Annotated in this window: 16 protein-coding genes and 1 tRNA gene; 6 read left to right on the top strand and 11 right to left on the bottom strand. The window is 72.1% G+C overall.

Annotation, left to right across the window (positions count from 1 at the left end; translation table 11 throughout):
• The 3 genes from SMA5143A_RS18375 to SMA5143A_RS18365 all read left to right on the top strand — a co-directional run bounded on the left by SMA5143A_RS18375 (position 1) and on the right by SMA5143A_RS18365 (position 4,702).
• Positions 1-1,317, top strand: a complete 1,317-nt coding sequence (locus SMA5143A_RS18375) for a PP2C family serine/threonine-protein phosphatase (RefSeq protein WP_107463999.1) — start codon at positions 1-3, stop codon at positions 1,315-1,317.
• A gap of 141 nt (positions 1,318-1,458) precedes the next feature.
• Positions 1,459-2,805 (top strand): vWA domain-containing protein, encoded by a 1,347-nt coding sequence (locus tag SMA5143A_RS18370; RefSeq protein WP_107463998.1) that lies wholly within the window; start codon positions 1,459-1,461, stop codon positions 2,803-2,805.
• Between the two features lie 169 nt (positions 2,806-2,974).
• Entirely contained in the window at positions 2,975-4,702 is a 1,728-nt protein-coding gene (locus SMA5143A_RS18365) for an FHA domain-containing protein (RefSeq protein WP_107463997.1), read from the top strand.
• Positions 4,703-4,789: 87 nt separating this feature from the next.
• Here the strand turns inward: SMA5143A_RS18365 and SMA5143A_RS18360 are convergent, their stop codons facing one another.
• The gene (locus tag SMA5143A_RS18360; protein ID WP_107463996.1) at positions 4,790-5,770 is read right to left on the bottom strand and encodes a methyltransferase domain-containing protein; all 981 of its coding nucleotides are present in this window, start codon (positions 5,768-5,770) and stop codon (positions 4,790-4,792) included.
• Between the two features lie 182 nt (positions 5,771-5,952).
• Here SMA5143A_RS18360 and SMA5143A_RS18355 point away from each other — a divergent pair, with 182 nt between their 5' ends.
• Positions 5,953-6,366: a globin gene (locus SMA5143A_RS18355; protein ID WP_099964576.1), complete on the top strand. Its 414-nt coding sequence runs from the start codon at positions 5,953-5,955 to the stop codon at positions 6,364-6,366.
• Between the two features lie 16 nt (positions 6,367-6,382).
• On the opposite strand, the gene SMA5143A_RS18350 is transcribed toward SMA5143A_RS18355, so the two are convergent.
• The 6 genes from SMA5143A_RS18350 to SMA5143A_RS18325 form a co-directional block, all read right to left on the bottom strand.
• Positions 6,383-7,072: a hypothetical protein gene (locus SMA5143A_RS18350; RefSeq protein WP_107463995.1), complete on the bottom strand. Its 690-nt coding sequence runs from the start codon at positions 7,070-7,072 to the stop codon at positions 6,383-6,385.
• The gene (locus SMA5143A_RS18345; RefSeq protein WP_107463994.1) at positions 7,069-7,479 is read right to left on the bottom strand and encodes an acyl-CoA thioesterase; all 411 of its coding nucleotides are present in this window, start codon (positions 7,477-7,479) and stop codon (positions 7,069-7,071) included. Before SMA5143A_RS18345 ends, SMA5143A_RS18350 begins: the two co-directional genes overlap by 4 nt.
• Before the next feature lie 2 nt (positions 7,480-7,481).
• On the bottom strand, positions 7,482-9,146 hold the full coding sequence (gene ettA, locus SMA5143A_RS18340) for an energy-dependent translational throttle protein EttA (protein WP_107463993.1): 1,665 nt from the start codon (positions 9,144-9,146) through the stop codon (positions 7,482-7,484).
• Positions 9,147-9,351: 205 nt separating this feature from the next.
• Complete coding sequence (locus SMA5143A_RS18335) at positions 9,352-10,794, bottom strand: Cys-Gln thioester bond-forming surface protein (protein WP_258193596.1); 1,443 nt, start codon at positions 10,792-10,794, stop codon at positions 9,352-9,354.
• A gap of 345 nt (positions 10,795-11,139) precedes the next feature.
• Entirely contained in the window at positions 11,140-11,631 is a 492-nt protein-coding gene (locus SMA5143A_RS18330; RefSeq protein WP_107463991.1) for a single-stranded DNA-binding protein, read from the bottom strand.
• Positions 11,632-11,934: 303 nt separating this feature from the next.
• The gene (locus SMA5143A_RS18325) at positions 11,935-13,566 is read right to left on the bottom strand and encodes a GTPase (RefSeq protein ID WP_375136505.1); all 1,632 of its coding nucleotides are present in this window, start codon (positions 13,564-13,566) and stop codon (positions 11,935-11,937) included.
• Positions 13,567-13,731: 165 nt separating this feature from the next.
• On the opposite strand from SMA5143A_RS18325, the gene SMA5143A_RS43985 reads away from it, so the two are divergent.
• Positions 13,732-13,875: a hypothetical protein gene (locus tag SMA5143A_RS43985; RefSeq protein WP_258193594.1), complete on the top strand. Its 144-nt coding sequence runs from the start codon at positions 13,732-13,734 to the stop codon at positions 13,873-13,875.
• 725 nt (positions 13,876-14,600) lie between these two features.
• Here SMA5143A_RS43985 and SMA5143A_RS18320 read toward each other — a convergent pair.
• Positions 14,601-16,220, bottom strand: a complete 1,620-nt coding sequence (locus tag SMA5143A_RS18320; protein ID WP_258193593.1) for a dynamin family protein — start codon at positions 16,218-16,220, stop codon at positions 14,601-14,603.
• Between the two features lie 310 nt (positions 16,221-16,530).
• On the opposite strand from SMA5143A_RS18320, the gene SMA5143A_RS18315 reads away from it, so the two are divergent.
• Positions 16,531-16,603: transfer RNA gene (locus SMA5143A_RS18315), tRNA-Arg, on the top strand.
• 376 nt (positions 16,604-16,979) lie between these two features.
• Here the strand turns inward: SMA5143A_RS18315 and SMA5143A_RS18305 are convergent.
• Genes SMA5143A_RS18305 through SMA5143A_RS18295 form a run of 3 tightly spaced genes read right to left on the bottom strand, consistent with a single transcriptional unit; the run spans position 16,980 to position 22,114 of the window.
• Positions 16,980-20,378 (bottom strand): S8 family peptidase, encoded by a 3,399-nt coding sequence (locus tag SMA5143A_RS18305; protein WP_107463987.1) that lies wholly within the window; start codon positions 20,376-20,378, stop codon positions 16,980-16,982.
• On the bottom strand, positions 20,379-21,473 hold the full coding sequence (locus tag SMA5143A_RS18300) for a CU044_5270 family protein (protein ID WP_107463986.1): 1,095 nt from the start codon (positions 21,471-21,473) through the stop codon (positions 20,379-20,381).
• Entirely contained in the window at positions 21,470-22,114 is a 645-nt protein-coding gene (locus tag SMA5143A_RS18295) for an RNA polymerase sigma factor (protein ID WP_037702641.1), read from the bottom strand. The genes SMA5143A_RS18300 and SMA5143A_RS18295 overlap by 4 nt, the downstream gene beginning before the upstream one ends.
• Positions 22,115-22,647: the final 533 nt, after the last annotated feature.

Below are 22,647 nucleotides of genomic sequence, written 5' to 3'. Positions count from 1 at the left end.
ATGTCACAGATGCCCCAGCCGACCGCGCTGACGAAGTGCCCGATCTGCGAGTGGCCCCTCGCCTCGGACGACCGCTTCTGCGGTGCGTGCGGCCATGACCTCTCGGCGGTGTCCGCACCGCCGGAGGACCACCCGACCCTGACGATGAACGGGACGGCCGGTGACCCACCGGACGAGGCCGCGTCCGTGGCCTGGCCCGTCGCCTCCGAGCCCAGTGCGGACACGCCCCCGCCGGTGGTCCGCCCCACCGACATCCCGGGCACCGACTCCGGCGGCGGCGAACTGTCCGGCCCCGGCCGCGGCGTACGGTTCGACCGTCCCAGCGAGCCCGACGAGTACCCGCTGGCCGCGCCGCAGCCGCCGGACCCGCGCACCGGCGATCTCGCGACCCCGCCGGCCGGTACGAAGCTGTGCGTGGCCTGCCGCGCGGGCCAGGTCGACCGGGACGGCTACTGCGAGAACTGCGGTCACGCCCAGCCACGTGAACGTGATCACATGGAGCAGGAGTTGGGCGCGGTCGCCGCGGTCAGCGACCGGGGGTTGCGCCACCACCGCAACGAGGACGCGTTCGCCGTCTCCTCGACCGCGCTGCCCGACGGCTCCCCCGCGGTCGTCGCGATCGTCTGCGACGGCGTGTCCTCCGCGACCCGCCCCGACGACGCCTCGCTCGCCGCGGCCCGCGCCGCGAACGAGACCCTGCTGGAGTCCCTGCCGCGCGGCACCCACCCGCAGCAGGCCATGCACGACGCGATCGTCGCCGCGTCCACCGCGGTGAACGCCCTCGCCGGGGAACCGGAGACGGCCCAGGAGCACGCCCCGCACCAGAACGCGCCGGCGTGCACCATCGTCGGCTCCGTCGTCACCCCGACCCTGCTCGTCGTCGGCTGGGTCGGCGACAGCCGCGCCTACTGGGTGCCGGTGGACCGCGGCGCCCCCTCGGCCCGGCTCACCGAGGACGACTCGTGGGCCGCGCAGATGGTGGCCGCGGGACTGATGAACGAGGCCGAGGCGTACGCCGACGAGCGCGCCCACGCGATCACCGGCTGGCTCGGCGCGGACGCGTACGAACTGGAGCCGCACACCGCTTCCTTCAAGCCGGACCGTCCGGGTGTAGTGGTGGTGTGCACAGACGGGCTGTGGAACTACGCGGAGGCCGCCGAGGAGATGGCCGAGGCCGTCCCCCTCGACGCGGCCCAGCGACCGCTGCACTGCGCACAGGTCCTCGTCGGCCGGGCCCTGGACGGTGGTGGCCACGACAACGTAACAGTGGCCGTCCTGCCGTTCCCGGCCCCGCCCCAGGGGGCAGGATCGGCCTGAGGACGCTCGCGGGCGGGGACTCGCGGGCGCCTCGGCGGCCGGACGGGAACGGCCGACGGACCGGAGGGGACCGGTCCGGGCAGAGGCACGCACAGTCATCACCCCACGTGCTGTGGGGCCGCTAGGGGGATCAGAGTAGGCATGGCCAATTTCTCGAAGTCGAACGTGCCGCAGTTCTCGGTGGACGTGTACCAGAACGAGTACCTGCCGGAGGGCGGCCGCGAGGTCAACGCGATCGTGACCGTGAGCGCCACGGGCGGCGGCACCGTGGGCAGCGCGGTCACGGCGCCGCACCTGTACTCGCCCGGCCAGGGCCCGTCCGCCGCCGTGGCGATCATGGTCGACTGCTCGGGGTCGATGGACTACCCGCCGACCAAGATGCGCAACGCCCGCGACGCCACGGCCGCCGCGATCGACACCCTGCGCGACGGGGTCCACTTCGCGGTGATCGACGGCACCCATGTGGCCCGCGAGGTCTACCCCGGCGGCGGCCGGCTCGCCGTCGCCGACCCCGCCACCCGGGACCAGGCCAAGCAGGCCCTGCGCAGGCTCAGCGCGGGCGGCGGCACCGCGATCGGCACCTGGCTGAGGCTCGCCGACCGGCTGCTCGCCTCCGCCGACGTCGAGATACGCCACGGCATCCTGCTCACCGACGGCCGCAACGAGCACGAGTCGCCCGAGGACCTGCGGGCCGCGCTGGACGCCTGTGCCGGACGGTTCACCTGTGACGCGCGTGGTGTGGGCACCGACTGGGAGGTCAAGGAGGTCACCGCGATCGCCTCCGCCCTCCTCGGCACCGCCGACATCGTCGCCGACCCGGCCGCCCTGTCCGCCGACTTCACCCAGATCATGGAGGCGACCATGGGCAAGGAGGTCGCGGACGTCGCCCTCCGGCTGTGGACCCCGGTCGGCACGCAGATCAAGTTCGTCAAGCAAGTCGCCCCCACCGTCGTCGACCTGACGGGCCGTCGCACGGAGGCGGGCCCGCGCGCCGGCGACTACCCGACCGGCTCCTGGGGGGACGAGTCCCGCGACTACCACGTGTGCGTCGAGGTCCCGCCCGCGTCCCTCGGCCAGGAGATGCTCGCCGCCCGGGTGTCCCTGGTCATCCCCCAGTCCGACGGCGGCGCGCAGAACCTCGGCGCCCAGGGTCTGGTGAAGGCCGTGTGGACCGACGACATGGCCGCGTCCACCTCGATCAACCCCCAGGTCGCCCACTACACGGGTCAGGCCGAACTGGCGCAAGTCATCCAGCAAGGACTGGATGCCCGCAAAGCGGGGGATATCGACGGAGCGACGGCCAAGCTGGGGCGGGCGGTCCAGCTGGCGAGCGCGTCGGGGAACGCGGATACTGCGAAACTGCTTGCGAAGGTGGTGGACGTGGTCGACGCGGCGACAGGTACTGTGCGACTGAAGGCGAAGGTCACGGAGGCCGACGAGATGACCCTCGAGACCAGGTCCACAAAGACTGTTCGTGTAAAGAAGTAGAACAAGCAGTAGCAACAGCAGTAGCCGAGAAGTACCGGAAAGACCCAGTAGTACCGCTACGAGAGAGCCTGGCTCCCCCACCGGGGATCCGGACACGCTCGGCCATACCGGCCCGTCGCGGCCACAGGACCCGGCCCGAGTGCCGGAAAGGAGAGGGGGAAGCGCCGACATGCCGACCTGCCCGAACGGACACCAGTCGGGTTCCGACGACTGGTGCGAGGTCTGCGGTCACCGTATGGCCGGTGCCGTACCCCCGCCGCCACCGCCGCCCCCGGGCGCCGGTTACGGATACCCGCCGCCCGGCTCCCCTCCGCCGCCTCCGGGCGCGGGAGGTCCCGGGGGTCCCGGCGGACGCCCGCCGCACCTCGCCGCCGAGCCGGAGCTCTGCCCGCAGTGCCGCACGCCCCGTGAGGGCGGCGCGCCCTTCTGCGAGGAGTGCCGGTGGAACTTCCTGACCAACACGGCGACCACGTACACCCCGGCCGCGCCGCGCCCCTCGACGCCCTCCCCCGGCCCCGGCGGGCCGGGCCCCGGCGGGCCCGGTCCCGGTGGCCCCGGCCAGGGCCCGGGCGGGAACCCGGCGCTCCGCTTCCAGCAGCCGCCCCCGCCCTCCTACGGCGGCGGTGACGCGTACGACTACCAGGGCTCGCGCCCCTCGCAGATGAACCGCCCCGCCGAGCCGATCCCTCCGGGCCCCCCGTACGGCTCCGATCCGGGCCAGGGAGGGCCTGGTGGACCGGGTGGCCCCGGCGGACCTGGTGGCCCCGGCGGTCCCGGTGGCCCCAGTGGTCCCGGGCGGCCGGGTGGCCCCTCCGGGTTCGGTGGTGGGCCTTCGGGCCAGCCCGGACAGCCCGGCCCCTCCGGATACGGTGGCGGGCCCTCGGGCCAGCCCGGACAGCCCGGCCCCTCCGCGTTCGGCGGCGACCCCTCGCGTCCCGGCCCGTCGGGCTTCGGCGGCGACCCCTCACGACCGGTTCCCCCGCCGCCCGGACCGACGCCGGGTGGCCCCGGCCTGAGCAGCCCCGGTGGTCCTGGTCTGAGCAGCCCCGGTGGTCCCGGTCTGACGGGCCCCGGCGGCTTCGGTGGTCCCGGTGGCGGTCCCGGTGGGCGTGGTCCCGGCGGTCCGGGCCCTGGCGGTCCGGGTCCCGGTGGCGGCCCCGGTGCCGGTGGGGCACCCCAGGCGTTCCAGCAGGCGGGTCCCCCGGCTCCCCCTGTCTTCCCGCAGGAGACCGGGCGCCCGCAGCCGGGCGGTCCCGGTGGCCCCGGCGGTGCGGGCCGTCCCGGTGGGCATCCGCAGTCGGGTGGTCCCTCCTTCGGGGGCGACGACGACTGGGTGATCTCCCCGCCCTCCTCGGGCGGCGGCCCCGGCGGCTCCCGCGGCCCGGGCGGTCCCGGTGGTCCGGGTGCCCCGGGAGCGCGTCCCGGCGGCTACGGCTACCCGCAGCCCGATGTCACCCAGGCCCCGCCCGGCCCCGCGTACCAGCAGGGACCGGTGACCTGGAGCGCGACCATCGGTCCGGACCGTGAGTACTTCATGGCGATGATGCAGCGCTCGGGCCCCGAGGCCGCAGGGCTGAACCTGCCCGCGTACTCCCCCGAGCAGCAGCGCACCCTCACCGGCAACCAGATCACCATCGGCCGCCGCCGGCACTCCACCGGTGACACCCCCGACATCGATCTGTCCGTGCCGCCGGAGGACCCGGGCGTCTCGCACCAGCACGCCGTGCTGGTGCAGCAGCAGGACGGCACCTGGGCGGTCGTCGACCAGAACTCCACCAACGGAACCACGGTCAACGGCTCCGAGGAACCCATCCAGCCCTTCGTGCCGGTCCCCCTCCAGGACGGGGACCGGGTCCACGTGGGCGCGTGGACGACGATCACGATCCGCCGGGGCTGACCCACGAGGACGTGACGATCGGGGTCGGCCGACCGGTTCGGCCGACCCCGCTCCGCTGCCCGGGCGCCGGCGGCCGTGTTCCGGCGCTCACGGCAGGGGCCAGGAGTACGGCCCCTCCGGGTCGTCCAGCCAGGCCCAGGCCCGGTCGCCGCTGACGGTGATCCCGTAGCGCTCCCGCGACGGCATGCCCTCGCGCTGCCACAGTGCGAGCGCCTCGTGCGGGTCGAGGCTGCCCGCCGTCAGGGTCAGCAGGAACCGGAAGAGATCGTGATCCCGGGCCAGTCGCGGCAGCCCGCCCAGATGCGGGTGCGTTCCTTCCTGCTCGCCGCCCCCGCGCAACGGCACGAAGAACGCCGCCGTGTGCAGGAACCGCCCCTCCGCGTGCTCGCCGTCCATGACGCGCAGCGCCACCAGCCCCGTGGCCATCGGCGTCAGGACGCGTCCGCCGGGAGCGCACTGCGCGAGCCAGGCGCGCGGGATCGAGTGGAGCGTGCAGGTCGCGATGATCCGGTCGTACGGGGCCCGTTCGGGCACCCCGCGCGCCCCGTCCCCGGTGACGACGGTGGGGTGGTACCCGGCCGCCCGCAGATGGGTGCGCGCGGCCTCCGTGATGTCGGCGTCCAGGTCGACGGTGGTGACCAGGTCGTCGCCGAGCCGGTGCGCGAGCAGAGCGGCGTTGTAGCCGGTCCCCGCGCCGATCTCCAGGACCCGGTGGCCGTCCTCCACCTCCAACTCGGCCAGCATCTTCGCCATCAGGGAGGGCTGGCTGCTGGAGGAGATCAACTCGCCGTCCCGGACCCGCGTGGCCAGCGGCGCGTCCGCGTACGCGCCCCGCACCCATCGCTCCCGCCGCCTCGGGTCGCGCTCCTCGCCCCACAACCGCTCGAAGCCGCCCACGACCCCGACGTAGTAGTACGGGACGAAGAGGTGCCGCGGGACCGCCTCGAACGCCTCCCGCCAGAGGGGGTCGGCGTCCCAGGCCCCGCTGCGCTCGATCTCGCGCACCAGCGCCGACCGCGCCTGCGCGGCGAGGCGTTCCACGTCGTGGTCCACAGCGTGCGTACCCATGTCTCCACTGTGCTGCCGGACGCCCCCGGAGGCGAGTGTCGCGGCACACAGGTCCGGAATCCACCGTTCCCGCCGCCCATACCTCACCCGGAAGGCGCCGCCCGGCCGGCCACGGTGCCCCCGGACCCCCGGTTTTCTCCTTGGTCCTAAGCCTTGAGTCCTCCGTCCGCCCGTCTGAGACCATGGGACACGTGAAAGAGATTCGGCGCGGCACGCTTCAGGAGCAGACCTTCTACGAACAGGTCGGTGGCGAGGAGACCTTCCGGCGCCTCGTGCGCCGCTTCTACGAGGGGGTCGCCGAGGACCCGATCCTGCGGCCCATGTATCCCGAGGAGGATCTGGGCCCGGCGGAGGAGCGCCTCGTGCTGTTCCTGATCCAGTACTGGGGCGGCCCCACCACGTACAGCGACAACCGTGGCCATCCCCGCCTGCGGATGCGGCACGCGCCGTTCACCGTCGACCGGGCCGCGCACGACGCCTGGCTGAAGCACATGCGGGACGCCGTCGACGAGCTGGACCTCTCCGAGGAACACGCGCACACCCTGTGGAACTACCTGACGTACGCGGCTGCCTCGATGGTGAACACCCCCGACTGAGCCGCTGAGCGGATGGTCAGCGGACGCTGACGTCCAGCGCGCCGAGTCCCGCGCGTCGTACGGCGATCGACCCGTACGGCGTGCGCAGGCGCAGCCACGCGCCCGACGAGAAGAGCGCGAGCTCCAGTTCCTCCGCCGTGCGGCCTCGCGCGGGCCGCAGGAAGCCCAGCGACTGGGCCGCGTGCGCGGCCCGCACGGGCAGAGTGGTGTCCCCGATCGGCCGGGACCAGATCTCCCGCCCGATCCGGTCGAGTTCGGCCCGGGTGCGCTGCTCCGGCGCCAGCTCCCCCGTGCGGGAGCGGAACTCGGCGACTGCCTCTGCGACCCTCGCCCGTACCGCCTCCTGGACGGGCAGCCCCGGCTCTCGGCGCCAGCCGCCCCGCGGGGGCAGCACCCCGGCCCACGGCGGGCCGGTGACAGCGGCGGGCACGACCGCGGTCGCCGCCGACTCGTCGATCGACTCCAGCAGTTCACCCGCGGACACGGTCACGTCGAGCGTGACGTCCAGCCCGTTCTCGTACGGCTTCGCGAGCCGTACCGCCCGGATGGCCAGCACCTCGAAGGAGGGCGGCCGGCCGAAGACGGCGAGGGCGGTGCCGGCGGCCTGGAGACGCACCGCCGCACCCCGGTCGTAGTGGAGCAGCCGGGAGAGGAAGGCCGCGAGATCCGCCGCCTCCCCCTCGTCGGCGAGGTGGAGCACCGTCATGCGGCGACGGCCCCCTCCTCGTCGTCCTGGTACTCCGCCAGGAACTCGCGTTCCTCCGCCGTGAGCCGACGGGGGCGCTGGGCCTGGAAGTCGAACGGCACGATCACCGTGGAGGCCGTGACATAGACCTGCTCGGGATCCTTGACCTCGTAGGTGATCGTGAAGGACGCCGCTCTTATCTCCGTGACCCACAGCTCGATGTCCACCGGCCTGTGCCGGTGGACGAGCTGCCGCCGGTAGTCGATCTCATGGCGTGCCACCACGGACCCCTGCTTGAAGTCCTTCTCCGGGCGGAACAGGAAGTCGATACGGGCCTCCTCCAGGTAGCGGAGGAAGACCACGTTGTTGACGTGGCCGTACGCGTCCATGTCCGCCCAGCGCAGTGGGCAGCGGTAGATGTGCCGCAAGATCAGCCCCGGGTCAGCTTCTTGTAGGTGGCGCGGTGCGGACGGGCGGCGTCGGCACCGAGCCGCTCGATCTTGTTCTTCTCGTACGACTCGAAGTTGCCCTCGAACCAGAACCACTTGGACTCGCCCTCGTAGGCGAGGATGTGCGTCGCCACCCGGTCCAGGAACCAGCGGTCGTGGGAGACGACCACGGCGCAGCCGGGGAACTCCAGAAGCGCGTTCTCCAGGGACGACAGGGTCTCGACGTCGAGGTCGTTGGTCGGCTCGTCGAGGAGCAGGAGGTTGCCGCCCAGCTTGAGGGTGAGCGCCAGGTTGAGGCGGTTGCGCTCACCGCCGGAGAGCACTCCGGCCGGCTTCTGCTGGTCCGGCCCCTTGAAGCCGAACGCGGAGACGTAGGCGCGGGAGGGCATCTCGACCTGGCCGACGTTGATGTAGTCCAGCTCGTCGGAGACGACGGCCCACAGCGTCTTCTTGGGGTCGATGTTCTCGCGGCTCTGGTCGACGTAGGAGATCTTGACGGTCTCGCCGACCTTGATCGAACCGGAGTCGGGCTCCTCCAGGCCCTGGATCATCTTGAAGAGGGTCGTCTTGCCGGCACCGTTCGGGCCGATGATGCCCACGATGCCGTTGCGCGGCAGCGTGAAGGAGAGGTCGTCGATCAGGACCTTCTCGCCGAAGGCCTTGCTGAGGTTGTTGACCTCGACGACCACGTTGCCCAGACGGGGGCCCGGCGGGATCTGGATCTCCTCGAAGTCCAGCTTCCGCATCTTGTCGGCCTCGGCCGCCATCTCCTCGTACCGGGCGAGACGGGCCTTGGACTTGGCCTGGCGGCCCTTGGCGTTGGAGCGGACCCACTCCAGCTCTTCCTTGAGCCGCTTGGCGCGCTTGGCGTCCTTCTGGCCCTCGACCTTGAGACGGGTCTGCTTGGTCTCCAGGTAGGTGGAGTAGTTGCCCTCGTAGCCGATCGCGCGGCCGCGGTCGAGCTCCAGGATCCAGCCGGCGACGTTGTCGAGGAAGTACCGGTCGTGGGTGACGGCGACGACGGTGCCGGGGTACTTCGCGAGGTGCTGCTCCAGCCACTGCACGGACTCGGCGTCCAGGTGGTTGGTGGGCTCGTCGAGGAGCAGCAGGTCGGGGGCTTCGAGCAGCAGCTTGCACAGGGCGACGCGGCGGCGCTCACCACCGGACAGGTTGGTGACGGGCCAGTCGCCGGGCGGGCAGCCCAGGGCGTCCATGGCCTGCTCCAGCTGGGTGTCCAGGTCCCAGGCGTTCGCGTGGTCCAGGTCCTCCTGGAGCTTGCCCATCTCGTCGAGGAGCGCGTCCGAGTAGTCGGTCGCCATGAGCTCCGCGACCTCGTTGAAGCGGTGGAGCTTGCCCATGATCTCGGCTGCGCCGTCCTGGACGTTCTGCAGGACAGTCTTCGACTCGTCCAGCGGCGGCTCCTGCAGGAGCATGCCGACGGTGTAGCCGGGCGACAGGAAGGCGTCACCGTTGGAGGGCTGTTCGAGGCCCGCCATGATCTTGAGAACAGTGGACTTTCCGGCACCGTTCGGTCCGACCACACCGATCTTCGCGCCGGGAAGGAAGCTCAGCGTGACGTCGTCAAGGATCACCTTGTCGCCGTGCGCCTTGCGTGTCTTGCGCATCGTGTAGATGTACTCAGCCAAGAGAAACCGTCCGGCAACTTGAAATCTGGCAGTGGGCAGTACCACCCATCTTGCCGCACGGCCAGCCCTCGACGGAAACCGGATGGTGAGGCCCCGCGAGAGTGACGCGGCCCCGGCGCCTGAGGGGCGTACCGGGGCCGCGTCGCTCGCGGAGGTCACCGCGCGGTCACTCGCTGTTGAGTTGCCAAGGAACTCTGCTCGTCGGCTACTGCTTCTGCTGCTCCCGCTTGCGCAGGACGATCATCACGGCGCCGCCGATCACGACCAGGGCGATGGCGAGGCCCCCGATCACCGGGGTCGCGCCGGAGCTGCCGGTCTCGGCGAGGTCGCCGGCGGAGTCGGTGACGGCGCCGCCGCCGACCGTCGCCGGGCTGGGCTCGCTCAGCGTCTGCACGGACGCGCCGGCCGCGTCGGCCTCGGTCTCCGTCCGGCAGTCGAGGACACCGCGGAACTGCTTCGCGAGGCCGTTCGCTCCCTTGATCGTGAAGTCATAGGCCTGGTCCTCCTGGAGCGGGATGGTCACCGTCCGGGTCTCGCCCGCCTCGATGGCGTAGTCGATCCCCATCAGCTCGAAGGCGAAGGGCTCGTCCCCGGGGTTGGCCACGGTGAGGTCGAGGCCGCCCTCCGCGCAGTTCTTCTCGGCGGACAGTGCGGGTATCGCGCCGGTGGTGGCCCAGGTCGCGGTGGCCGTGGCGGAAACCGTGGACGCGCTGGAGCCCGCGAGGATCTGGGTCTGGCTGCGCGTCTCGGAGGCGAAGGCGCGACCGACCGGCACGGTGGTGGAGGCCTCGACGGCCAGCGCCGCCGAGCCGTCCTCGCTGTCCTCGGGCACCTCGAAGTACAGCTCGCTGCCGTCGCGTGCCGAGGTCACGGCCTTGCCGTCCGCGTCGACGACCTTCACACCGGCCGCGGTGGCGTCCGACGGCGGGGTCACCGTGACGCCGTCGGCGTTGGTGCGCACCTTGACCGGCCCGAGGCGCTCGCCCGCCCGCCCGGAGACCGCCGGCGGGTCGAGGGTCAGCGAGGCCGCCGGCTCCGACAGGTTCCGGGCGCTCTTCTCCAGGTAGTCGGCGAGCTTCTCGGCCTCCGGGTCGAGGGCCGTCACTTCGGCCCCGTCGGAGTACCGCCAGATCGCGACCTGGGTACCGGCCGCCGCGTCCTGCTCGGTGAGCCCCTTGGCGCCCGCCTTGCCGGCGAGGGCGGCGAGGTCGTTCACCTGGGGATACGAGTTCTGCAGGATCCAGTTGATCTTGCCGGCGTTCTTGTTGTGCCCCAGGGAGGTGCCGCTCCAGGGGGTCTCCTGGTACGTGGCGTCCTTCTGCGTGGGGTTCTGGAGGTCGACGCAATAGGTCTGCAGGGTGCCGCCGCCGTCGACGAACATCTCGAACAGACCGGCGGGCAGCTGCTGCTCCTCACCGTCGGCGCGGACCACGGCCGTCCCGTACGTCTTCAGGCCACCTATGGTGGCCGTAGCTCCGCCCGGGCTCTGCACCGTCTCCTCGTCGGCGACGGCCGTGCCCGCGGTGACGATCGCACCCGCGACGACGAGGCCGGTCGCGAGCGACACCGCGGCCAGACGGGCCGCCCCTCTTCTGCACGCGGACCACCCGGACGACACGGTGAACGGCGCCGAGAACGAAGAAACCACAGAATTTCCCTTCGAGCAGGACCCGTTGACGTGGGGGGTTGTGGTCCCACCAGCAGAATCAGAAGCCCCGTGAGCTATGCCCGGCATCCTAGGGACGCGGCGCTCCGCTCTTCCCAGTCGTATGGTCGGACAACCGATCCGAATCGGAATCGTTATCGCCCGCACAGGTCATGGACAGGGCTTATCGACAAATCGATGGCATTTACGTCCGGAGTGTTCGTCACGCACCTGCCGATAAGCCGCAGTTCGACGCGGCCGACACTCGGGAACGCCGCCGGGTACCGGACTCGCACGTCTTGAGGACACGCCACTCACACCCTGCTGTCTCGCCGTCGCGCTCTGACGTCACGTCACTCCGACTGCTTCCGCGTGCCGTTCCGTCGCCGGGTGCAGTTCCGCTTCCGTGTCGAGGCGCCGGCCGGGGGCCGTTGACTCCCAGTTCGGCTCCGGCTGGGGCAGGGACTGTGCCGCCGTCTCCCCCCGGGGAGTCCGCCGGAACGCGGAGGTGCCCCGCGACAGGTCGTGGCCGATCGTGACCGCGTCCACGTCCGCCGAGACCCAGCTCTGCCCGTCCCGTTGCTCGGTGCGCACCTTCAACCGCCCCTGCACCACGACCGGATCGCCCAGCGACACGGACGACGCCACGTTCGCCGCCAGGGTGCGCCGCGCCCACACCGTGAAGAAGTTGGTGTGGCCGTCGGTCCACTCGCTCTTCTCCCGGTCCCAGTACCGCGAGGTCACCGCCAGCCGGAACCGGGCCGAGGAGCCCGTCGACAACTCGCGGCAGACCGGCTGGGTCGCCACGTTCCCCACCACGCACACCATCGTCTCGTTCATCTCGCGAACCCTCCCTCACACCGGCACCGACGCCGGCCGGATACGCGTACGGGCCCGTCCCGTACGACCGCTGTCTGTCGCGGTGACCGCGCCGCCCCCGCCCCGCCGCTCCGTGCGAGGGGACCGTGGCGCTGCGATCGCCGCGAATCCAGACTGCCGTCGCGGGGACGAGCCCGCTGAGCGCTGTGCATTACCCGCGAGTTGTGGAGAACTCCGCCACCCGAGCGGGTGAAGGGGCAGGGCCCACCGGGTGGACCAGGCATACGACCCGACCGGGTGAACGAGGCAGAGGCCGGCGAGGAATCACCCCACCTGTGCCGCCCCCAGCACCCGTCCGTACTGCTCGCGCACCTCCCGGTAGCGCAGCAACTCGGCGGCCACCGGGTCCAGCACCCGCGCCCGGCCGCACCCGGCGGCCGCCTCCCACAGCCGCCGCTCGGCTTCGAGACCGTAGCGCCGGGCCGGCCCCCGTGCCGCCAGCCTGCATCCCCACTCCACGACCGGACCTCCGACGATGCCGATCACCATCAGCAGCACCGGCACCCCCAGGTTCGGGGACATGACACCGATGATCTGCCCCAACAGCCACAGCCCGCCCAGGACCTGAAGCACGGTCATGGACGCCTGGGCCAGCACCGCGGCGGGCCACCAGCCCGGCCGCTGGGGCCGTCCGGTGGGTGCTCCGACCCGGGCCGCCAGCTCGTCCAGCGCCTCGGGCAGCCCCAGCGCCCCGCGCGCCGCCGCTTCACGCACCGCCTGCGCCCACGGCGCCGGCAACCCCGCCGCGGCACGGTCGGACAGGACCCGTACGGCCTGTTCGACGCGCTGCCGCGCGGTGGGCTCCTCGTCCACGGGCATCCTCAGGGAGTGACGCCCGGTCGGGAGGTCGCTCCGCCCCTCGTACCAGCGCCACAGCCGGAGCCAGGGCGTGCCGCACGCGCGGTTGGCGTTGCGCAGCCAGGCCCGTTCGGCGGCCTCGCCCGCAGCGGTGGCGCCCACCGCGTCGGCGAGCCGCGCGGCGAACTCGTTCCGCGCCCGCTCACTGAGCCCCGTGCGCCGCCCGGTCGCGTAGACCGGCCACAGCCGCGCGGCGGCCGCGTCCAGATCGGCCTGGACCCGGCGGCCCGGTGCTCCCCGCTCGGCCACGAACTGTCCGAGCGCCTCCCGCAGTTCCGCCACCCCATCGCCGGTGAGCGCGGACAGGGCGAGCACGGCCGCGCCGGGTTCGCCGTGTTCCCCGAGCGCGATCCCGTCCTCGTCGAGCAGCCGCCGTAGATCGTCGAGCACTTGGTGCGCGGCCTCACCGGGCAGCCGGTCCACCTGGTTGAGCACCACGAACATGACCTCGGCGTGGCCCGCGAGAGGCCGCAGATACCGCTCGTGGAGCACGGCGTCGGCGTACTTCTCCGGGTCGACGACCCAGATGACCGCGTCGACGAGCCCCAGGATCCGGTCCACCTGCTGCCGGTGCTGCACCGCCGCCGAGTCGTGGTCGGGGAGGTCCACCAGGACGAGACCGGCCAGCTGCGCCTCCGCCTCCGCGCTCTGCAACGGCCGCCGTCGCAGCCGTCCCGGAATGCCGAGCCGGTCGATCAGGGTGGCGGCGCCGTCGCTCCAACTGCACGCGATGGGCGCCGCCGTGGTGGGCCTGCGGACGCCCGTCTCCGAGATCGCCACGCCGGCGAGCGCGTTGAACAGCGTCGACTTGCCACTGCCGGTGGCACCCGCGATGGCGACGACCGTGTGCTGCCCCGAGAGCTTGCGCCGCGCCGCCGCCTCGTCCAGCACCCGACCCGCCTCCGCGAGGGTCCTGCTGTCCAGCCGTGTCCGTGACAGCCCGACCAGCTCCCGCAACGCGTCCAGCCGGGACCGCAGGGCGGTGTCGTACGCCAACGGGCTGACCGACTGCGAACCGGCGGGCCTCGTCTCCATCATCGACACCGGCGCGGCCTCTTCGGAGCCGCTCGTCTCGGACACCCGCCGCGCGATGAGCCCATCGTCCCAGGACTCCTCGGCCTCCCCACGACCAGCGGACTCCGCACCACGAGCGGTGTCCGAACGGCCGGGGTCGCTACGCCCGACGCGGTCCGTACGGCCGGGATGATCGGTGCGCCCGGGCTCGGTACGGCCGAGGCGCCCCGTACGACCAGTGCGATCCGTACGGCTGACGCGATCGCTACGACCGGCGCGGTCGGTACGGCCGACGCGATCCGTACCGCCGGCGCGATCCGTACGGGCCGCTGACTCGGCGGAGGCGATGCGCCGCGAGTCGGCCCTGTCGGGCTCGTCGTCGCCCTTCACGCGCCCGTCATCGCCCCTCACGCGCGCGTCATCACCCTTCACGCGCGCGTGGGCACCCTTTTCGCGCCCTTCCCGGCCATCCGTGTCTTCCGGGGCTTGCTTGTCCTCCCAGCTTCGCCTGCTCTCCCGTGCCACCCGACTCCACCAACTCCCCCGCCGCTCCCGCTTGGCGGGCTTCTCCGCAGCCTGACCGTCCTGTTCGTTCTGATCCTTCCGACCCTCGTGGCTGGCCAGGTTCTCCGGGCTCTCCGGGCTCTCCGAACCCTCCGGGGCTTCCGGGGCTTCCGGGGCTTCCGGGCCCCCCGAGACCTCCAGGGTCGCCGAGTCGCCCGCGGCCTCACGGCCCTCAGCAGTGCCGTCAGCCCCGTCAACACCTGGAGCCTCGCTCATCCCTTGACCATCACTGGACTCATGAGCCGTTTCGGACTCCGCAGCCTCTCCAGACTCAACAGCCTCCGACTCGGCCGGCTCACCAAGCTCACCCGGCTCCCCCGAACCGTCGCTCTCTGGACCCGCCAAGTGCCTCTCGCCCCCAGACTGGTTCTCGCCCTTGGGGCGCTCCCGCTCGAAGACGTCGTCCCCAGGGAGGCCACTCGTCGGATCGTCGGCCTCGTCGGGGACGCCGTCCCCGGTGTGGTCCGCGTGGTCAGTGACGGCGGTCACGGCGGTCACCTCTCCTTCTGCAGTACGGACAGCGCGGCGATGAGTTCGGCCTGCGGCTCGGGGTGGACATCGAGGGCGTCGAGCGGAGCGAGACGGCGGTCACGCTCGGTGTCGAGCGCCCGTTCGAGGTACTCGGTGAGCAGCCGCCCGCCGCGGTCCCGCAGCCGGAGCGCGCCGTGCGCCCCGATCCGCTCGGCGAGCCCTTCACCGGCCGCCCTTGCGCGGCGGCCGCCCAGCAGGGCCGTGGCGACGAGGGCGGCGACGGCCTCGGGGTCGGACGCGACGCCCCGGTCGAGGTCGCGCACCTCCTCCTCGGCGTACTCCTCCAGGACGCGCCGCCAGCGCCGTACGGCAATCCCGATGCGGTGCTCGGTGTTCCCGGAGGTCGACAGACGGTCCATCAACCCGGCGGCGACGGCGGCCGGTTCGCGCCGCCACGCCTCGCGGATGCGCTCGTCGGCGGCGGTGACGGCGCACATCAGCAACGTGCCGAGGCTCTCCACGAGCGCGTCGAGCAGTTCACCGGCGGTGCAGTCGAGCGGATAGCTGCGCCACCGCTTCAGGGCGTCGCCCGCCAGCACGGCGCCGGCCTGCAACCGCCCCTTCACGCGCGCGTGCTCGCCGTCGTACGCCATGTCGACGGCCGAGGTGAGCCGGAGCGCGGCGGAGTACTGCTGGGCGGCGGCGCTGGCCAGCTCGGGCATCCGGGTCCGCAGCGAGTCGAGTACGCCGTGGGCGGTGCGGGCCATGGCCTGCTGCCGCGCGGCCGGGTCGGTCGCCTGCTGGGTGAGCCAGGTCAGCAGCGGTGCGACGGCGGTGGCGGGGAGCAGCCCGCCGCCCCAGGCGGACTCGGGGAGCTCCGGAACGGTGAACCGGGGTACGTCGCCGAGCCCCGCCTTGGTCAGCAGGGCCGCGTACTGGCGGGAGACCTCGGACACGACCTGGTGGGGAACCCGGTCGAGCACCGTGATCAGGGTGGCCCGGTGCTCCTTGGCGGTGCGCAGCAGGTGCCAGGGCACGGCGTCGGCGTACCGCGCGGCCGTGGTCACCATCACCCAGATGTCCGCGGCGCAGATGAGTTCCGCGGCGAGTACGCGGTTCTCGGCCACCAGGGAGTCGATGTCCGGGGCGTCGAGCAGGGCGAGGCCGCGCGGGAGGCTCTCGGCGGTCTCGATGCGCAGGACGCGCTCGCCGTCCCGGTCCGGGGGAAACGAGTCGTCGCCCAGGGCCTGGCCCAGTTCCTGCTGCGGCAGCCACGCGCGCGTGAGGTTGGGCAGGACGCGCATGCCGCTGAACCAGTGGTGGTCCTCGGGATGACACACCAGGACGGGCGTCCGGGTGGTCGGCCGCAGGACACCGGCCTGGCTGACCTTCCGTCCGACCAGGGAGTTGACGAGGGTGGACTTACCGGCTCCGGTCGAGCCCCCGACAACGGCGAGCAATGGCGCTTCGGGTTGCCGCAAGCGGGGCACCAAGTAGTCGTCGAGTTGCGCGAGTAGTTCGTCGCGGTTGGCACGCGCGCGCGGGGCCCCTGCCAGGGGCAGCGGAAAGCGCGCGGCGGCGACACGGTCGCGCAAGGTGGAGAGCGCGTCGAGCAGCTGAGGCCGTACGTCCAAGGTCACCACATGCGAAGAATGCCCAATTTTGTGGACTTTCTGAAGCATATAAGTACGTCTGCGCGCCGATAGGACACACGGGATGGAGGGGACGAGAGGGGCGCAGGCATAACGAGTGCACAACACCCGAGGCCCGAGGCGCCAAAAGAGGTGCACGATTCGTACCTGCCTGCGATTATCAGGACCGCTTCACCGAACCTCCACATTGAGCCACGGAGGCGAAGCAACAGGGACAAGGACCCGGGAGCTCTATCCTTGTCCCCGGCAACGTCACGGATCAGCCCACACCCGGGCACCACGACAGAGGCCACCACACCCGGCCCCCGTAGCTCAGTGGATAGAGCAGGCGCCTTCTAAGCGCTTGGCCGCAGGTTCGAGTCCTGCCGGGGGCGCCCACACCCCGCCCTCCTCCGGGAGGGCTTTTTTGCTGGTCAGACGCCATACCGAGACCCGACGGAAAGCCCCGGAGCCCCCTCCGTGGCCGAGGGTGGGATTCCGGGGCCGTACGGCTGTCAACGGGATTCCGCGGGTCGCCGTGTCGAATACGTGTCGAAGTTCTCGGCGCCGCTCAGGACGGTTTCCGGCGGGTGCCGTGTGAATCAGCGCACTGATCTTCGACAGGTTCCGGCAGGTCTCCAGCGGCTTCGAGCCGCCGTTTCAGGTCAGGCAGCTGCCCGTCGACGCACCGGGCGTGGGTGGCCGGCAGCACGGGCACAGGCGATGTGCTCCGGATGATGCGTGACCGCGTCGAGGAGTGTCTGGACCATGTCAGGTCAGGAGGTATGCCTCCAGGATCGTCACCGCGTAGGTGTTGCCGGTGGTGTCGGTCAGGGTGGATGTGAGGGAGACCGAGCGGGCGTCTTCCGGGTGGGTCAGGGTGAGGGTCCTCTTGCCGTGGGTGGTGGTCACCGGGGCGGGGGACCAGGTCTTGCCGGCGTCGTAGGAGACCTTCACCGTCAGGGATTTCAGGTCAGTGGCCGCCGGGCCCTGGAGGGAGAGGGGGATCGTGGTGCGGCGGCCTGCGAGGGCCGTACCGGTCGGGGTCAGTTTCGGGTGGAAGCGGACCGTGGAGAGGGGCAGGGAGCCGGAGTCGGACGGGCTGGACGTGAAGGTCCAGGCCGCTGCCAGGCGGCTCGTGGTCGTGGCCACGCCTGGCGGGCGGGTCAGGTTCGTTCGGATCGTGTAGCGGGCCGGGACGGACGGGAGCTTCTCCACGGTCTGGCAGAGGTCGCCGTCGTTGTCGAGCAGGGTGTTGCCGTCCGCGGTCACCGTGGTGTGGCGTTTCGCTGTGGAGGAGGCGGGGTGTCCGCTCCCGTCGGCGAGGTCGGGGACGCACAGGTCGAGGGTGTCGCCGTCGCGCCGCGCGCCGTACGGGCCGCCGGTGATCGGGCTGAAGACGCCGACGTTGTACGTCGCCGCGTAGGTCCGGCCCGCGTGGTACGACCTCGCGCTCTCCGTGCCGTAGAAGACGTCGTCGTCCCCGGAGGCGTTTCGCTGGCCCAGGTTGGCCGTCCACTTGAAGCCCTTGGGCGTGGTGACGTAGATCTTCGCGGTCGTCGGCAGCGGGAAGGGGTCGCTCACCGTGCCCAGCGACAGGGTGGGGCTGCTCCACAGGACGTTGACGATGCCCTTGCGGTGGGCGACGGACGAGCCGAAGTTGCGCTTCAGCAGGGCCAGTTCGTTCATGCGCGTGGTGTGCCGGTAGCCGGTGGGGAAGCGGTCGGGCAGGTTGTGGAGCAGGTGGTAGGTGGTGCTGCCCTTCTGCCACAGGCCGCCGAGCTGCGTGCTGAGCCTCCCGGCCGGGGCGGTCGGACCCAGGGTCGCGGTGCGCAGGTTCTTGAACGTTCCCCAGAACAGGGTGCTGTTGTGCGGTTCGCTTCCGGTGCCCACGGTGCCCACGGTGCCCACGGTGTCCCCGGTGCCCACGGCGAGGTTGAGCTGGCCGTCGGACATCTTCGCGCCCTGCGGCGCGGTGATCCCGACCGGCTTCGCCTTGCGCGCGTCGAAGACGACCGTGGTGTCCCCGGTCAGCGAGAGCCGCGGCCGGACCAGCGCGGAGGTGCCCCCGGGGTCGTCCATCACGGTGTCCACGACGTAGTCGCCGCGCGGGACCCGCACCCGGTACACGCCCTTGGAGGTCTGCTCGGAGTCCTTGAGGTTCGTGGTCCAGTACGTGCCCGAGTACCCGAGGATCTCGGTCAGCGGAGCGCTCACGGGCCGGCCGCCGCGGTCGAGGAACTTCAGGGTGAGGTCGTACGACTCGGCCTCGCGTACGACGCCGAAGGCGGTCCGTACGGCAGCGGGTTCGGCGCCGTTGCGCGCGGTGGCGACCAGCGTGCCCGAGTAGGCGCCGTCCGCCGCCTCGACGCGGGTGTCCGCGGTGAGGTCGACGCCGGCGGTGCCGCCCGCCGGGACGGTGAGCCGTGTGGTGCTCAGCGTGAACATGCCTTCGGGGGCCGTGCTGCCTCCGGGGCCGGTCGCGGTGGCCGTCAGGTCGAGGGTGACGGGGTGGTCGCCGTCGTTGCGGTAGGTGATGTGCCGGGTGACCGGCCGGTCGTCGGTGTGGGGCCACAGCTGCTTGCCGAAGGACACGGAGGTCTGTTCGCTCGCCACCGTCCCCTCCAGTGCCCGGGACACATCGAGCCGACCCGTCCCCTGCTGGTAGCCGGTCGCGCCGGTGGTCGGGGTGGTGGACGCGGTGAGCGCCTGCTTGATCCGTGCGCCGGTCCAGTCGGGGTGCCGCTGGGCGAGGATCGCGGCCGCCCCCGCGGCATGCGGCGTCGCCATCGACGTACCGGACATGGAGACATAGCCGTCGGCCGCCGGGTCGCCCAGGTAGCCGTGCGCCGCCTTCGCCGAGACGATGTCGACGCCGGGAGCCGTGAGGTCCGGTTTCAGCGTGCTGTCGGCGGTCGGGCCGGTGCTGGAGAAGTCGGCGAGCCGGTCCTCGCCGTCGACGGCGCCCACGGTGAGCGCCGACTCCGCGGCCCCCGGGGAGTCGACGGTTCCCGCGTCGGGGCCCTCGTTGCCGGCCGCGGCGACGGTGAGCATGCCGGTGCTCTTCGAGAGGGCGTTCACCGCCGCCTCGACCGGGTCCTCCCCCGGGGTGTCGACCTGGCCCAGGCTGAGGTTGGCCACCTTGGCGCCCTGCCCGGCGGCCCACTCCAGGCCGGCGATGACGCTGGAGTCGCTGCCCTCGCCGCTGTCGTCCAGCACCTTGGCGTTGAGGATCCCGGCACCGGGCGCGACGCCCTTGTACCGGCCGTCGGACCGTGCGCCCGAGCCCGCCAGCGTCGCGGCCACATGGGTGCCGTGGCCGGCCATGTCGTCGGTGCTGCCGGTGGCGGTGAAGTTCTTCGAGACCTGCACCGCCGAGGCGAGGTCAGGGTGTGTGGTGTCGACGCCGGTGTCCAGGACGGCGATCTTGACGCCCTTGCCGTCGTATCCGGCCGCCCAGGCGGCCGGGGCGCCGATCTGCGCGACGCCGCCGCCCGCCTCCCCGGCCTTCGCGCCGTCTTCGTCCGCCGGCGCCTTGAACCGGCCGTCCAGCCAGACCCGCGCCACTCCCTTCCCGGCGGTGAGGGCCTGCCACATGTCGTCGGCCCCGGCCTTGGGCACGGTGATCGCGGCGCCCGCCACGCTGGGCAGCTCCCGGCGCACGGTGGCGTCCGCGTCCGCGACCAGCGACTTCTGCGTACTCCTGCGCTGGGCGGACTTGCCCTCGTACGACACGATCAGCGGGAGCGTGCCGCGCCGGGTGTCGTCGTAGCCGGCGCGTATCAGGCCACTGACATCGAACAGCCTCATGTCCAGGACGCCTTGGCCGATCAGGGCGGCGGCATCGGCGGGAACGACGTACTGATCGCCCCCGACGCCGCGCACGGACACCGGGACGTGCTCACGGCCCGGTGCCCGCCGTACGCCCGTCACCCGGCCCCGGGCGTCCAGCCGGACCCGGTCGCCGGTGAGGAGGGTGACGTACCGGCCGGCCGCGGAGGCGGAGCCGGCGGTCCGCGCGCCGAGGGCGGAGCCGCCGGGCGCCGCGACCGTGACGGTGTCCTCCGCCCGTACGCCGAGGCCGGAGCCCGTGGCCGCCACCGAGACGCCCGTCATCAGCCCCGCCACCAGCAAGGCGGCCAGCGAGGCGCTTGTGGTTCTGTCGCGCATTCAGCTCACCTGCCCGGGGACCTGCTTGGCCGCGTCGACGACCGCGCGCTCGGTGATCGCGCTGGTGTGCGCGACGGTACCGACCTTGAGGGGACTGTCAGCCGTGGCCTTGACCACCACGACGCGCTCGCCGAGGAACCGCAGCGTCTTCTTGTCGAAGATCCACTCGGTGCGCTCGCCATCTACGGGGTTCTCCCGCGCGATCGCGATCCCGTGCCTGCCCGCGGCGTCGACCGCGTCATTCACCGCGACGACGCCGGGGATCTTGGCCGCGGCCTTGTAGAGGGCGGCGCCGACCTCGGCGGGCGGGTAGCTCTCGAACAGCAGATCGCCGATCGCGACGAAGGCCGCCTGGTCGCGGGGGACTTCGGGGTCCCGGACGGCGTCCGACTCGCGGTAGATCTGCTGGAGCAGCGTGTCGGGGTCGGTCGGCAGCTCGGCCAGGGCGTTGTAGGCAGCGCTGTCCGGGGTGTCGCTCTGCAGGGTGATGCCCTTGTCGCTGGTCTCACCGGCCTCGATCAGCCAGCCGTCCCTGCCGTCGAGGGATTTCCAGACCTGGCGGGAGTGCAGCTCGGTGCTGACCGCCTCGCTCTTGTTGTCGCCGTCGACCGCGATGTAGGTGTCGGCCACCTTCGAGGCGATGTAGATGTACTGGCCCTTGCGCGGGGTGGGCTCGGAGGTGTCGGCGGCGGCCAGGGAGATGCGTTCGAGGAGCTGGGGGGCGCCCTTGGCGTCGGCGACGCCAATCCTGGTGGTCAGGGCGGGGCCGGTGGCCAGGGCGGTCGTGCCGCCGTGGCCACCGGCCCCGCCGCCGGTGAGAGCGAGGCCGCCCGCGACCGCGCCGGCCAGGGCGAAGGCCGCGGCGGGCAGGAGGATCGTACGGCGCAGGAACGGGTTGGAGCGCTGCACGGGCGCGACCGGAGAGGTGGCGGACGTACGGGAGGGGGTGCGGAGGTCTTCGTGGATCCGGGCCATCATCTGCTCCTTGTGGAACTGGTGGCGGCCCGCCGGCAGATCCCGCTCGGCGGAGGGCAGCAGACTCTGCGTCTCCGTCCACTCGGCCGGGTGGGGCCGGTGGGAGGGGCTGGCGTTCATCGGTTTCCTTCCTGTGCGGACCGGACCGCGTATCCGCGATCACCTGTTATCTGCCGGTTCGTGCGGGTGGGTTCCCTTTTTTCTCCGAGCAGTTGCGCGTCGGCGAGCTTGCGCAGCTTGGCGCGGGCGCGGGAGAGGCGGGAGCGGACGGTGCCGACCGGGATACCCAGGGCGCGGGCCGCCTCGGCGTACTCCAGCCCCTCCCACAGGCACAGCGTCAGGACCTCACGCTCGGGGCGCTTGAGCAGGCTGAGGGCGGCGAGCGTGGCGTTGATACGGCGACGGTCGTCCAGGCGTCCGGCGGTCTCCTCGGCGTGGTCCTCGACCCGTTCCTCGGCGGCGTGCGCGGCGGCCGCGGCGCTCGCCGCGTTGCGGTAGCGGCGGTTGCTGCGGTGGTGGGAGCGGGCGACGTTGGTGGCGATGCCCAGCAGCCACGGCCGCAGCGAGCCGCCTTCGGCCTCGACCGACGCCCGGCGCCGCCACGCCTCCATGAAGGTCGTCGACATCACGTCCTCGGCCAGCGACCAGTCGGCGGTCAGCCGGAAGGCGTGGTTGTACACCGCGCGGGCGCACGCGTCGAAGAGTTCCGCGAAGGCGTCCGGATCTCCGTTTCGCACCCGGGTTCGCATATCTGTGGTCACGTCTTGAGCTGACGTACGGTGCGGGCGGGTTCCGGTGAGACACGTCACAGCCGTCGTACAGGTCACCGGGGCGGTGACCGCACGAGGACTCGGTGGACAGGGCAGCCGCTCAGCCGTGCACCGCTCAGGCCGCGAGACTCGAGAACAAGGGGGGCCGATCTGATGCGGGACACGGTCCGGGGGGGTGCGCAGGCTGGTCGAATAGCTGTTGGAGGTGTCGAGGCCGAACGCGGGCGCGGAACAGGCGGATCCGGCAACGCCCACCGGCACGGGCGGTCACCGGTCTCACCGACGGGGCCCGGGCCTCGGGCTGACGATCGCGCCGGTCCAGGCACAAGCCGTCCAGGGGCGCCCGGAACAGATCTCCCTTGCCCGACGATGCTCCGCCCTGTCCCGAGTGCGACAGCCCCTGTTGTCGCGCGGGTGAGGAAGAGCAGGGTGAACCGTGTCCGATTGTCAGGATCGATCAGCGCTGTGCGTACAGGCCGGTCATAGCCCGCGAGGAGGCTCAGCTTGTGCATGTTCATGGGCGT

Source organism: Streptomyces sp. MA5143a (assembly GCF_900290235.1).
GTDB lineage: Bacteria > Actinomycetota > Actinomycetes > Streptomycetales > Streptomycetaceae > Streptomyces.
The sequence above is the reverse complement of the archived record's forward strand: the minus strand, read 5'-3'. Positions and strand labels throughout refer to the sequence as shown.